Source organism: Parageobacillus sp. KH3-4 (assembly GCF_022846435.1).
GTDB lineage: Bacteria > Bacillota > Bacilli > Bacillales > Anoxybacillaceae > Parageobacillus > Parageobacillus thermoglucosidasius_A.
The window spans coordinates 2,201,226-2,215,459 of record NZ_AP025627.1 but is presented as its reverse complement, the minus strand read 5'-3'; the positions used below and the strand labels follow the sequence as shown (position 1 = coordinate 2,215,459).

General features: G+C 42.5%; 10 protein-coding genes and 1 pseudogene. 10 read left to right on the top strand and 1 reads right to left on the bottom strand.

The features are described from left to right. Window positions 1-16: 16 nt before the first annotated feature. The 4 genes and pseudogenes from MWM02_RS11255 to MWM02_RS11240 all read left to right on the top strand — a co-directional run. Entirely contained in the window at window positions 17-340 is a 324-nt protein-coding gene (locus tag MWM02_RS11255; protein ID WP_064553019.1) for a UxaA family hydrolase, read from the top strand. Then, a complete protein-coding gene (locus MWM02_RS11250) occupies window positions 312-1,478 on the top strand; it encodes a UxaA family hydrolase (protein WP_244402037.1) in 1,167 nt (388 codons plus the stop codon). Before MWM02_RS11255 ends, MWM02_RS11250 begins: the two co-directional genes overlap by 29 nt. Window positions 1,479-1,646: 168 nt before the next feature. Further along, window positions 1,647-2,651 (top strand): C-terminal binding protein, encoded by a 1,005-nt coding sequence (locus MWM02_RS11245; RefSeq protein ID WP_064553022.1) that lies wholly within the window; start codon window positions 1,647-1,649, stop codon window positions 2,649-2,651. Next, window positions 2,651-2,794, top strand: a pseudogene (locus MWM02_RS11240) (aldo/keto reductase); the annotation flags it as partial. The gene MWM02_RS11245 and the pseudogene MWM02_RS11240, both read left to right, overlap by 1 nt. A gap of 480 nt (window positions 2,795-3,274) precedes the next feature. Here MWM02_RS11240 and MWM02_RS11235 read toward each other — a convergent pair. Beyond that, on the bottom strand, window positions 3,275-3,724 hold the full coding sequence (locus MWM02_RS11235; RefSeq protein ID WP_244402036.1) for a hypothetical protein: 450 nt from the start codon (window positions 3,722-3,724) through the stop codon (window positions 3,275-3,277). 326 nt (window positions 3,725-4,050) lie between these two features. Here MWM02_RS11235 and MWM02_RS11230 point away from each other — a divergent pair, with 326 nt between their 5' ends. The 6 genes from MWM02_RS11230 to MWM02_RS11205 all read left to right on the top strand — a co-directional run bounded on the left by MWM02_RS11230 (window position 4,051) and on the right by MWM02_RS11205 (window position 14,233). Next, a complete protein-coding gene (locus MWM02_RS11230) occupies window positions 4,051-5,784 on the top strand; it encodes a sigma 54-interacting transcriptional regulator (RefSeq protein WP_244402035.1) in 1,734 nt (577 codons plus the stop codon). Between the two features lie 181 nt (window positions 5,785-5,965). After that, window positions 5,966-7,156 carry an iron-containing alcohol dehydrogenase gene (locus MWM02_RS11225; protein ID WP_275973754.1) on the top strand — a complete coding sequence of 397 codons (1,191 nt, stop codon included), beginning with the start codon at window positions 5,966-5,968 and terminating at the stop codon, window positions 7,154-7,156. Between the two features lie 38 nt (window positions 7,157-7,194). Continuing rightward, complete coding sequence (locus MWM02_RS11220) at window positions 7,195-8,634, top strand: GntP family permease (protein WP_244402033.1); 1,440 nt, start codon at window positions 7,195-7,197, stop codon at window positions 8,632-8,634. Window positions 8,635-8,662: 28 nt separating this feature from the next. Continuing rightward, window positions 8,663-10,123: a CoA-acylating methylmalonate-semialdehyde dehydrogenase gene (locus MWM02_RS11215; RefSeq protein WP_244402032.1), complete on the top strand. Its 1,461-nt coding sequence runs from the start codon at window positions 8,663-8,665 to the stop codon at window positions 10,121-10,123. Window positions 10,124-10,529: 406 nt separating this feature from the next. Further along, the gene (locus MWM02_RS11210; protein ID WP_064553030.1) at window positions 10,530-11,954 is read left to right on the top strand and encodes a PTS mannitol transporter subunit IIBC; all 1,425 of its coding nucleotides are present in this window, start codon (window positions 10,530-10,532) and stop codon (window positions 11,952-11,954) included. Between the two features lie 182 nt (window positions 11,955-12,136). Beyond that, window positions 12,137-14,233, top strand: coding sequence for a BglG family transcription antiterminator (locus MWM02_RS11205; protein ID WP_244402031.1), 2,097 nt, complete (start codon window positions 12,137-12,139; stop codon window positions 14,231-14,233). The last annotated feature ends 1 nt before the right edge of the window (window position 14,234 follow it).

Here is a 14,234-nt window from a genome sequence, read left to right as displayed (position 1 = left end):
GAAAGGGTGAAGCTACATGGCTCCTTTTTACCGCACTGTTATGATGAATCCTAAAGATAACGTCGCCACTGCTTTAGACTATATCCCTGCTGGCAGTGTAGTAAAAGTAACGTGTCAGGGAAAAGAGTACGAAATTGAAACCAAAGAAAATATTGAGTTTGGGCATAAATTTGCTGTTATTTCTATTAAGAAAGGTGAGGATATATTCAAATACGGGGAAGTTATTGGAGTTGCCTCTAAGGATATTGCCGTAGGTGAGCATGTGCATATCCATAATGTAGAGGGGAAAAGGGGAAGGGGAGATAAGATAAATGAAAACAGCACAGCTTTGGGGCTATAGACGTCCTGACGGTCGAGTGGGAGTTCGCAATCATGTGCTTATATTGCCTACCATTGTTTGCGCTACGCAGGCAGCAAAGCAGGTAACAGAACTTGTTCATGGTACTGTTTCCTTTATTCACCAGCATGGTTGCGCTCAAGTAGGCGTTGATTATGATCAAACATTCCGCACATACGTTGGAATGGGCACCAATCCAAACGTATATGGTGTAGTCGTTATGGGGCTTGGTTGTGAGACGCACCAAGGGAGAAGTGTTGCCCAAGAAATTGCCAAAAGCGGCAAGCCGGTTGAACTGGTATCCATTCAAGATCATGGGGGGACGCTTGGGGCGATTGCAGAGGCAGCGAGAATTGCAACGAAAATGGTACAAGATGCTTCTGCTTTAGTCCGGGAACCGTTTGATATTAGCGAATTAATTGTAGGAACAGAGTGTGGAGGATCAGATGCCTGTTCAGGGCTCTCAGCCAACCCAGCAGTTGGTTATGTAAGCGACATGATTGTTGACAGAGGAGGTACGGTGATTTTAGCAGAAACAACCGAACTGATTGGGGCAGAACATCTTTTAGCAAACCGTGCTGTTGATGACCGAGTAGCTAAAAAAGTATATCAAGTCATTGAAGCGATGGAGAAACGAGCAATGATGATGGGAGTGGATATTCGTACCGGAAATCCGAGTCCAGGGAATCGAAAGGGAGGCCTCACAACACTGGAAGAAAAATCACTGGGAGCGGCTGCCAAGGCTGGTACCAGACCATTGCAAGAGTTAATCGACTATGCTCAACGGCCAACAAAAAAAGGATTGGTATGGATGGATACTCCTGGTCATGATATTGAACAATTGACGGGAATGGTTGCTGGTGGGGCGCAAATTGTTTTATTTACAAGCGGACGTGGAACACCAACTGGTTCGCCAATTGCCCCTGTCATTAAAATTGCTACCAATACTCCGATGTTTGAAAAAATGAGGGAAAACATGGACATTAATGCAGGAACAATCATTGAAGGAACGGAGTCTCTAGAATCGGTAGGAGAAAGAATTTTCAACGAACTTCTATTAACATCTTCTGGAAAACTAACGAAAGCGGAAATTTTAAAACAACATGATTTTGGTATTTGGAGAATTGGCCCAACATTTTAGTAGTTTAAATTATCTGGCGAGATCCGTTTTATTAGAAATTGCCAAAGAAGCAGATATTATTTACCTAGATTGGTTGCAATTATAGCAAGAACTAGTATTATTACTTGTCCGCCCTATCTTTTACTATGGATGAACGAAAGTACAGAAAAAATTTAGGGGGAGAGAAAAATGAAAAAATTTAAAGTAGCGGTGACCGATTATGAATTTCAAACACTGGCTCCTGAACAAGAAGCACTTTCCTCACTGGATGTAGAATTTGTCGCCGTGCAGTGCCGTACTGAAGATGAGGTAATTGCTGCCTGTAAAGATGCTGATGCGATTATTAATCAATACGCCCCTGTCTCTGCGAAAGTAATTGCAAACTTAGAAAAATGTAGAGTTATCTCACGATATGGGGTAGGTGTCAATACCATCGATGTGGATGCTGCTACCCAAAAGGGCATCATCGTTGCCAACGTAACGGATTATTCAGTAGATGAAGTATCTGACCATGCTTTTGCTTTGTTGCTTTCATTGGTGCGCAAAGTTGTTAAATTAAATAGTGAAGTAAAAAATGGATTGTGGAATTTTAATTTAGGAAAACCAATTTATCGATTACGTGGCAGAACACTTGGACTTGTAGGACTAGGAAGAATTCCACAGGCATTAGCCAAAAAAGCACAATCTTTTGGCCTAAATATCATTGCTTATGATCCATATATTCCGCAAGAGGTAGCCAATCAATTAAATGTTAAATTGGCAGAATTAAACGATCTATTTAAACAATCCGATTACATTTCTGTTCATGCCCCGTTGACGAAAGATACACGTGGAATGATAAGCGACGAACAATTTGATCTTGCGAAAAAGGAACTATTTATTGTAAATACAGCTCGAGGCCCTGTTATTGATGAAGCTGCTTTAATTCGCGCTTTGCAGGATGGAAAGATTGCAGGTGCAGGTCTAGATGTTACGGAATATGAGCCCATTCAACCAGATAATCCTCTTCTCAAAATGGAGAATGTGATTATTACACCGCATGTTGCTTGGTACTCTGAGGAATCCGAAAGGGAACTAAAACGAAAAACCGCTCAGAATGTTGCTGATGTATTATCGGGATATTATCCTAAATATTTAGTGAATCCTGGCGTGAAAGAGAAAGTGCATTTAAAAGAAAAGGAATTGTACGTATAAAAGCAGCCGCCGAACTCGGCATCACCTTTACCCAATTGGCGCTTGCCTGGGTATTGCGCCAGCCGAACGTCGCAAGCGCGTTAATTGGCACAAGCCGGCCGGAACAAGTCGAAGAAAACGTCAAGGCCGTGGGCGTCAAATGAACGGAAGATGTGCTGGAGAAAATCGAGCAAATTCTTGCATAGGTATAAAAGAGGGTTGCAGAGATCGGTCGAGTCCCAATAATTGTATAAAATCCACTCCCTGTCCAGCGAACTTAGATATCTGGGAAATAAAGCCGCATTATGCCATTTATTTTGACACAAAGTTCTAGACTTCATTCGGAGATCCATGTGCATCCTATCCACTTTCTCCAATGTTAGAAAGTATGTCGAAAAAACGCTCCTAAAACGGCTACAACCGTTGATATATCCACATTTATAAAAAGAGGAGAGCGAAAGGATAACGGGTTCGGTTCAGAAGTACAAAATTAAAAAAAACAGTACAAATAACAGCATAATTAGCACAAAATTCGAACCAAATTTAACAAAGTAAAAAGCACATTAAAACGCTTGGGCTTATTCCAAGCGTTTTAAACTAAAATTATATTGACTTGTTAAATTAAGACTGTTACTAAAAGGTTACTACCGTACTTCAATTACAAATGCAGAACTTGAATCTCCCTTTTCCCATCTTGCTGAAACATCATACACATATACACCTTTTTCTTTTGGTAATAGTATCACATTATCATTTATTGGAATATTTTCTGTTTTTTCATTTGTAAGCCATCTATTTACTACTAATGTATTTTCTTTAGGCTCGTCTTTGAATTCTATTTTCAATTGGGAATTTGGTGGTACAACCACAGGTTTTAGTTCTTGATTTTTAATGAGTTCTGGCGGAGAACTTGTATCAGCACAAACAGAATTAAGTAATCCATTCCAACAATACGAACCTTGTGTCACTTCTACCTTTTTTTCTCCAACGGTTATGGTTGGTAAAGGTGGTTTAGCACTAAATAGTCCAATAACAAAATAACCCCCAATGCCTAACGCAATTAATACTAATAATGTAATTAAAAACTTTTTCATACACTTCCCCTCTCGTGGGTTAATTTTCCCCTTTGCTAATTCTCTGAGTAATCTATATATTTAGTTTAACATAAAATACCAAAATCCTTAAAAAGGATTTCGCCAAAAAATATTGATATTTCAACAAAAATAAAAAGAGGCTGTCCTCAAAAGGTCGTTTTACCGACCTTTTGGGACAGCCTTTTCAATTTTGTACTCAACAACCGAACCCGTTAGCGGAAGGATTGCCTCTTTTTTTATGGCGGTAGGTCGATGCAAAGGATTTCTCATGCCAGCAGCGAAAAATATGAAAATAGATAAAAAGGAAGGTGAAGGAGGGACTTTGCATGTGCGGCAGCGTATATGGATATGAAGAAATCGTGTTGCGCGCCGAGCAGACGTTAAAAGAAGCGGTGCAGCTATTTATCCGCTATGAAATAAACGAAATTCCGGTAATCGACCGTCAGCGCCGGGAAATGGGTCGGTTGACATACAGGATGCTGCTGAAAGCGTTGGCGGACAAATGGGATGATGACGAAACAATAGAGTCGTTATGGAACGCGCAGGAAACGACAGTGGAACATACAAAAGAACAGCCGGCCGATGTTCCGCCTAAAAGCCATACGTCCGTTTCGGAGTTGATCACCGAGATTCAGAGGCTGAAACTGGAATTGCAAGAGGCGCATAGCATGGTGGAGATGATGAAAACTGTTCTTGATTCGGCATATGAAGGAATTGCTGTCGTGGACGCACAAGGCATTATTCGTGAAATAAACAAGGCATATTGTCAGTTTCTCGGCATTCGCAGGGAAGATGCGATCGGAAAACATGTGACAGAAGTCATTGAAAATACAAGATTACATATTTGCATCGAATCGGGTGTTCCAGAAAGAGGATTTATTCAGAAAATTTTTGATCAGCCAATGGTTGTGCATCGCATTCCAATTTGGCGAGAAGGAAAAGTGGTCGGAGCAATTGGGATGCTCATTTTTCAAGGAGTTTCGGAAGTGTATCAAATTTTTCAGCGAGTGCAAGAGTTGTCGCGTCAAGCTAGTCAAAAAGAAAAGCAGGTAAAACGTGCGGCTTTTCCAAAAAAACAAATTTCAGGTTTGGATAGCATTGTCGGCCGCAGCCCAGCGATTGCAAAAATTAAACAAATGGTGAGAAGAGCAGCGCGTGTGCCATCTACTGTGTTAATTACCGGAGAAAGCGGAACGGGAAAAGAAGTGCTGGCGAAAGCGATTCACCAATCGAGTCCGTATGTTGACGGCAATTTTGTCAGCGTTAACTGTGCAGCAATTCCTGAATCGCTTCTTGAAGCAGAATTGTTTGGCTATGAAGAAGGGGCGTTTACCGGAGCGAAAAAAGGTGGAAAGCCGGGAAAGTTTCAACTTGCCCATAAAGGGACGTTATTTTTAGATGAAATAGGCGATATGCCGCTATATATGCAAGCGAAAATACTGCGAGTGTTAGAAGAGAAAAAAGTGGAGCGAGTCGGCGGCGTAGCGGAAATGGAGCTCGATGTTCGCATCATCGCCGCTACGAATAAAAATTTAGAAGAAATGGTGCAAAAAGGTCAGTTTCGCGAAGATCTTTTCTACCGCCTCAATATTATTCGCATTCATATTCCTGCCTTGCGGGAGCGGAAAATGGACATCCCTTATTTGCTTGCCTACCATATGGAAAGGATTTGTGAGCAGTTCGGCTTAAAACAAAAAGAATTCACAAAAGAGGCGATGCAAGCGCTTATGGATTATTCATGGCCGGGAAATATTCGCGAACTTGTCAATGTAGTGGAATGGTTGGTTGGAATGGTGGACGGGCAAAAAATCGAAAAGGAGCACTTGCCTTCCCATATTCTTTCTTCCGCTCTGTTTATGAAAAACGGCCGTGAAGTGGAAGAAAGAAAAAATATCATCGAGCAACCAGATGCTCATTGGCGGGACATTGTTGATTATTATGAACGCGAAAGAATCAAGCAGGCATTAATTGAGGAAAAGGGAAATAAAGCAGCGGCAGCGAGAAAATTAGGCATGCATCGGTCCACACTTTATGAAAAACTAAAAAAATACAATCTATAAATACGTTGGAATAATGTACAAATATGTCGGAAATATGTCGGATAATTGTCGGTGCATCATTGCTATAATAAAAAACTGAATATTAAACTAGCGGAAAAACAGCGGGGTTCCGGCTTGGCATGACTTTTGCATGATTATCATATTGAAAGCGTTATCAAAAGGAGGAGGAACAATGCCACAAATGCATCAACTTCTCATGCCAAGCCGGATTTTATATGGGCGCGGTGCTTTTAACGAAATCGGGAATCAAGCGCGTCTGCACGGGAATAAAGTGCTTATTATCAGCGATCCTGTCATGGAGAAGCTCGGCAATGTCGCGTTTTGTGAAGAACATTTACGAAAAAAAGCGCTTCCATTTGCCAAGTATACAGGGGTAGATACGGAGCCGACCGATATTCATGTAAAGGAAGCGCTCGAAGTTTGCCGCCAAGAGCGGTGTGATGTCATCGTTGCTATTGGCGGAGGGAGCAGCATTGATACGGCGAAAGCGGTGGCGGTCATGATGACAAACGAAGGAACGATCAGCGATTATGTGGGCAATGCCAAGCCGTTTGCGAACAAACCGCTTCCGCTTATCGCCGTTCCGACGACTGCAGGCACCGGTTCCGAGGTCACGAAAGTTACCGTCATTATTGACACGCAAACGGACGTCAAAATGATGATTTCCCAGCCCGAACTATTGCCGGCTGTCGCGATTGTCGATCCGATTTTAACCGTATCGTGTCCGCCGCCGGTGACCGCGGCAACTGGGATAGACGCGCTATGCCATGCGATCGAAGCATATATTTCGCGGCGCGCCCATCCAGTAACCGACGTATTGGCGCTATCGGCAATCGAAGCGATCATGGGGAATTTGCGCCAGGCGTATAAAAATGGCAACGATATTGATGCGCGCGAGAAGATGGCAATCGGCGCGATGGTGGCAGGTGCTGCATTTTCCAACGCATCGGTGACGCTTGTCCACGGGATGTCACGGCCGATCGGCGCACTTTTTCATGTTCCGCACGGCGTGTCGAACGCGATGCTGCTGCCGGGGGTGCTGGAATTTACAAAAAAGAGCGCGATAGAAAAACTTGCAGTGATCTCCCGTCTGATCAAGCCGGAATTAAAGAACGCCTCCGATGAAGAAGCGGCCGATGCGCTTATTTTGGAAGTGAAACAGCTCTGCCGGGATCTCCATATTCCAAATATGAAAACATGGGGAATTGAAAAAGAACAGTTTGACAAAGCCGTTGATAAAATGGCGGCCGATGCGCTAGCGAGCGGCAGCCCGGGAAATAACCCAAGAGTTCCGACTCATGAAGAAATTGTTCAACTCTATCATGTTTGCTATGATTATGATTTTTGTTCAACGAATTCAATATCGCTTTAGTCAAAGGAAGGGGTCAAGGGGGAAGGGGAGAAAAGGTGATGGATCTTCTTGTTATTATTCTTGCTTTAGCATTGTTAATGTTAATTGCTTACAGAGGATTTTCTGTTATTCTTTTTGCACCGCTGTGTGCATTGCTGGCGGTCATTCTTACTGAACCTAGCTACGCGCTTCCGTTCTTCTCGAATATTTTTATGGAAAAGATGGTTGGTTTTATTAAACTTTATTTTCCTGTTTTCTTATTAGGGGCTATTTTTGGAAAATTGGTCGAAATGTCAGGAGTAGCATCATCGATTGCCAAAATCATTATTCAATTAGTTGGGGCCAAACGCGCCATTTTAGCTATTGTTTTAATGTGCGCCATCTTAACTTACAGCGGGGTCAGCTTGTTTGTTGTCGCGTTTGCTGTTTATCCGTTTGCTGCCAACCTTTTTCGTGAAGCGAATATTCCTAAACGGTTAATTCCCGGAACGATTGCTTTAGGTTCTTTATCGTTTACGATGGACGCTTTGCCGGGGACACCGCAAATTCAAAACGTGATTCCTACTTCTTTTTTCAAAACGGATATCTATGCTGCCCCAACATTAGGGATAATCGGTTCCATTTTCATTTTTGTTCTTGGAATGATGTATTTGGAATTTCGGCGCAAAAAAGCAGAAGCGGCTGGCGAAGGGTATTACGGGTTTGGCGATCCGCGTTCAGAAATGGCTACTGCAGCAGAAGCAGAGGCACTTCCCGTCCATTTACCTATAGAAGGGACAACAAGCAAAGCACGTCAATGGTTAGCATTTTTGCCTCTTGTTTTAGTAGGTGTGATGAATAAGTTTTTTACGGTAAATATTCCAAAGTGGTATCCTAATGGTTTTGATTTTACCAAGATCGGTTTAAAAGAATTTGGGACGGTTGAACTTCCTAATGTGGTTGGAATCTGGTCTGTCGAACTGGCGCTGGTGATCGGTATTATCGCTACGATTGCTTATAATTGGAAAGGCATCGCGCAAGGGTTTAAAAACGGTGTAAATGCCAGCATTGGCGGCGCTTTATTGGCTGCCATGAATACAGGTTCAGAGTATGGATTTGGCGGTGTCATTGCGGCGTTGCCAGGTTTTAGCATAGTTCGTGAAGGAATTTCTCACACTTTCACAAACCCGTTGGTAAATGGGGCGGTAACGACGAACGTTTTAGCGGGGATTACCGGTTCTGCTTCTGGTGGAATGGGGATTGCTCTTAGTGCTATGGGGGAAAAGTATGTGGAAATGGCAACAAGTTATAATATTCCGCTAGAAGTGATGCATCGCGTTGTGGCGATGGCTTCAGGAGGCATGGATTCCCTCCCGCATAACGGAGCAGTGATTACACTTCTTGCTGTCACAGGATTGACTCACCGCCAGTCTTATCAAGATATTTTTGCGATCACTATCATTAAGAGTATTGCTTGTTTCTTTGTGATTGCTGTGTACAGTTTAACCGGACTTGTTTAACAAACAAAATTGAAGGGGGAATGAAATAATGGCTTCAGCGACTACTGTACAAACATTGAAAAACTTTATAGGTGGACAATGGGTAGAATCTTCCTCAGGAAAGATGGAACTCGTTCCTAATCCGGCTACTGGAGAAGCGTTGGCTTATGTTCCGATTTCTTCACGGAAAGAATTAGATCAAGCAGTTGCGGCAGCAAAAGAAGCATTTAAAACATGGAGCAAAGTGCCTGTACCGCGCCGCGCCCGCATTCTTTTCCGCTACCAGCAGCTCCTTGTTGAGCATTGGGAAGAGTTAGCTCGCCTTGTTACATTAGAAAACGGCAAGAGCTATGATGAAGCGTACGGTGAGGTTCAACGTGGGATCGAATGCGTAGAGTTTGCTGCGGGAGTTCCTACTTTAATGATGGGGCAGCAGCTTCCAGATATCGCCACGGGAATCGAATCAGGCATGTACCGCTATCCGCTTGGCGTCGTTGCCGGAATTACGCCTTTCAATTTTCCGATGATGGTCCCATGCTGGATGTTTCCTTTGGCGATTGCCTGCGGAAATGCGTTTGTGCTGAAACCGTCTGAACGCACGCCAATGTTGGCCAACCGCTTGGCGGAACTATTTACGGAAGCCGGTCTTCCAGAAGGGGTCCTAAACATTGTTCATGGAGCGCATGATGTCGTCAATGGCATTTTAGAGCATAAAGACATTAAAGCTGTATCGTTTGTCGGCTCGCAGCCGGTAGCGGAATATGTATATAAAACGGCAGCGGCTTATGGAAAACGGGTGCAAGCTTTGGCAGGTGCGAAAAACCATTCCATTGTTATGCCAGATGCTGATTTGGACTATGTCGTTACAAATATTATTAATGCCGCGTTTGGCTCGGCAGGGGAACGCTGCATGGCGTGCGCAGTAGTAGTGGCCGTAGGCGATATTGCGGATGAGCTTGTGGAACGTTTAAAGAAAGCAGCCGATGAGATAAAAATCGGCAATGGTTTACAGAAGGATGTCTTTTTAGGTCCCGTCATTCGTCAGTCTCATAAAGAACGGACCATCAAATATATTGAAATCGGCGAAAAAGAAGGAGCGCAGCTTGTCCGTGACGGACGCCGCGATTCTGCTGCAAGCGGAGAAGGCTATTTTATCGGACCGACGATTTTTGACCATGTGAAGCCGGGCATGACGATTTGGACAGATGAAATTTTTGCGCCTGTCTTGTCGGTTGTTCGGGCTCGGGATTTAGATGAAGCCATTCAAATTGCCAACAAGTCCGAATTCGCCAATGGCGCATGCATTTACACCGACAGCGCGAAAGCAGTCCGTCAATTCCGTGAAGAAATCGATGCCGGCATGCTCGGTGTCAACGTGGCGGTTCCGGCGCCGATGGCGTTTTTCCCATTCTCCGGTTATAAAAACTCTTTCTATGGAGACCTTCATGCAAATGGCCGCGACGGCGTTGAATTTTATACGCGTAAAAAGATGGTGACGGCGAGGTATTGAAACCGTAATATGTGATAGTTAGATAGGAAGGACTGAATCAACAGACTCAGTCCTTTTTTTGTTGTGCAGCAGCATGTAAGCGGGGGCATTGTTGCAGATCTATTTCAAATTACTTGAATACTCTAGATGCTTCTTAAACTTGTTTTAGCAAATCCCAGATTCAAAATGCATATACATTGCTTTTTGTTTATGTAATTTTTGGATATTTGCCGAACAGATGTCGAACAGACAAAGGATTATGACAAAAGTGAATGGAGTTAGTTGGTTAAAAATGTCGAATCAAAACGACTATTATTAAAAAATGGCAATAATGTGGCGGACAAAATGATATTTACTTTTCATTGAATGCATAATGTAAGCGTTTTAAGATAAAGGTACATCCTAGGAGAAAAGGAGGAAATGAAACATGGCTTATACAACAGAAAATCAGTCTAGCTTTCGTGTGAAGATTCAGCGTTTTGGTGGCTATTTAAGCGGAATGATTATGCCGAATATTGGGGCATTTATTGCGTGGGGAATTATTACGGCGCTATTTATCCCGGAAGGATGGCTGCCAAATGAAGCGTTTGCGAAACTTGTCAGTCCAATGATTACGTATTTATTGCCACTATTAATTGGTTATACGGGTGGCAAAATGATTTACGATGTTCGCGGCGGCGTCGTCGGTGCCACAGCGACAATGGGAGTCATTGTCGGTTCGGAAATTCCGATGTTTCTAGGAGCAATGATTATGGGACCACTCGGTGGTTACCTAATCAAAAAGTTTGACCAGCTGATTCAAGGGAAAGTGAAACAAGGCTTTGAAATGCTAGTCAATAACTTTTCCGCCGGAATTATTGGCGGGCTATTAACATTAATTGCATTCAAAGGGATTGGACCAGTTGTTTCGGCAATTAGCAAAACGTTAGCAGCAGGTGTAGAAAAAATTGTTGATTGGCACTTATTGCCATTGGCGAATATTTTTATTGAACCAGCAAAAGTTTTATTCCTAAATAATGCGATTAACCATGGAATTTTAAGCCCGCTTGGTATTGAACAAGCGGCGAAAACAGGAAAATCGATTTTATTCCTACTTGAAACAAATCCGGGACCAGGTCTTGGTATTCTACTGGCATATTGGTTGTTTGGAAAAGGAACGGCAAAACAATCCGCACCGGGAGCTGCAATCATTCATTTCTTAGGCGGGATTCATGAAATTTACTTCCCATATATTTTGATGAAACCGATTTTAATTTTAGCTGCAATGGCTGGTGGAGTTAGTGGAGTATTAACATTTACCATCTTCCATGCTGGGCTTGTAGCGGTTCCATCCCCAGGAAGTATTTTTGCACTATTAGCGATGACGCCAAAAGGAAACTACCTTGGGGTATTGGCAGGGGTATTTGTCGCTGCGGCGGTGTCATTCTTTGTCGCATCTATTTTCTTAAAGTCGGCGAAAAATACTGAAGAAGAAGATATCACAAAAGCGGCTGAAAAGATGCAACAATTAAAAGGCAAAAAGAGCGATGTTGTTGCTGTGTTGAAAAATGAAGAAAAAGCAGCCCCAGCTAACGTAAGAAAAATCGTATTCGCTTGTGATGCAGGAATGGGTTCTAGTGCGATGGGAGCATCTATTCTGAGAAATAAAGTGCAAAAAGCTGGATTAAATATTGAAGTAACGAATACGGCAATTAACCAACTTCCGCCAGATGCAGATATCGTCATCACCCATCAAAATTTAACGGATCGCGCAAAAGAAAAATTGCCAAACGCTTTCCATGTATCAGTGGAAAATTTCTTGAACAGTCCTAAATATGACGAGCTTATCGAAATGTTAAAGAATAAAGGGTAAGCGCTTGCTTGCCCTTTTTTCGCAAGAATGTATTTTTAAAAAATGGCAACAATAAAGGTGACGAAAAAGCAATATCTATTTATTGTAGCAAAAAGGATAGGGACTTAAAATTTTTATTGAACAGGTTATTTATTTTCTAAATCATGTCAACAATGGTTGCGCAAGATGGGGGGTGAAGGGCGATGTATATATCCGCACGGGAGCGAAAAATACTAGATATTTTGTTGTCTAATGACGAAGGAATGACGGTAGGAGAACTTGCCCAGCAACTAGATGTCAGCAACCGTACCATCCATCGGGATTTAAAAGGGATTGAGCATATTTTAAAAGATTATCGTCTGCGGCTTGTCAAAAAAGCGGGGGTCGGCATTCGCGTTATTGGGGAGGCAGAAAAGAAAAAAGAGCTGGCGCTTCATCTATTTCATTTATCTCATAAGGAATATACACCAGAGGAACGCCAAGTGATCATTCTGATTGCTTTGCTGGAAGCAACGGAGCCCGTCAAGCTATTATCGCTTGCAAACGACCTCAATGTTACCGTCGCAACCATTAGTCATGATTTAGATAAAATCGATCAAATGATAGGAAAATATGAACTTTCCTTAATCCGAAGAAGAGGATATGGAGTAGAAATTACTGGATCTGAGTCTGCAAAGCGGAGAATGATAAGTGAACTACTATTTCGTCATGTGGATGAACATGAGTTTCTTTCGTTAATGAAAGAATCTATTCAAAAAAAGTCCAGCAATACATTGAATACGGTTACAGAAAAACTTCTCGGGCTAGTTGATAAGAAAAAATTAGTCATCATTGAACAACAAATTGAACAGATCAAGGAAGAGCTTCCGTTTACGATTGCCGACAGTTCGTATATTGCGCTGGTGGTCCACCTTGCTTTAGCAATAGAGCGGATCAGCCAAGGGGAATCGATTAATTTTGAACAGCGATATTTAGAAACCATTCAGACAACCAAAGAATACAAAACCGCAGAAAAAATTGCGCGGTCGTTAGAACGAGCTTTTCGCATCACGATTCCAATGGAAGAAATCGGTTATATTACGATGCATTTAATGGGAGCGAAACTTCGCGACCGCCAAGGTTATATGCTAGAAGAGGCAAGTTTGGAAGTAGGCATCAAGGCGCAAGAGTTAATTCGGTTTGTCAGCGCTGAACTGCATGTAGATATCGCGAACGATTATACGTTATACGAAGATTTAGTTATCCATTTAAAACCAGCGCTTTATCGCATCCAGCATAACATGGGGATTGCCAATCCACTTTTGGAAAAAATTGTGCAAGATTATCCAGAACTTTTTGCGGTATTAGAAAAAGGAGTGAAACAAGTATTTCCGGATGTAAGCGTTCCACAGGAGGAAATTGGTTATTTAGTTCTCCACTTTGCGGCGGCGTTATTAAGGAAAAAGAAAGGATTGCGTGCGTTGGTGATCTGTTCGAGCGGGATCGGGACGGCAAAAATATTAGCAACAAGATTGAAAAAAGAAATTCCCGATATTGTACACATGGAACAGATCTCTGTTTTTGAATTGAGAAACAAGGATGTAACGCGATACGACTTGGTCGTTTCGACCGTCCCGATCGATGGCTTGGCACAGCCATATTTTGTTGTCAGTCCAATGCTGCAGGAAGAAGAGGTTACGTCGATTAAACAGTTTTTAAAAAACAGAAATGCGGTTTCCTGCAAAGAAGACGTAGATGACGCGGCAGAAAAATCTAATGATGTGATCAAGAAAATGGCTTCCATTCAAAAAACGAGCGAAACGATTTTCCGTATTTTGGAAGGGTTTTCATTACAACAAGTAAATAGCCATTCCATTAAAGAAGTATTAGCGGAAGCGTGTCATCAGCTATGGCAAAAAGGAATCATTCGCGATTCTGGGAAAGTTCTTGCAGAATTGTTGCGGAGAGAAAGACTAGGAGGATTGGGAATACCGGAAACGCCGCTTGTTTTGTACCATGCTCGAAGCCCTGCGGTGCTTTTTCCATCTTTCACAATTTATAGGTTGACGAAATGCCAAACAGTCAAAGGAATGCACGATCAGCCGGTGGATGTGAATACCATTTTGCTGCTGCTAGCGCCCGATTCAGCTAGTCAAGAAACGCTGTCCGTATTAAGCCATATCAGCACATTAGTCATTAAAGATGAAGATAGCATAGCATTATTCGCAAAAGGGGATCGCGAACAGGTGCATTCGTTTTTAAGCCATCATTTAGAGAAATTTTTTATGACTATCTTTAATAACAACGTAAGGAGTGAATGAC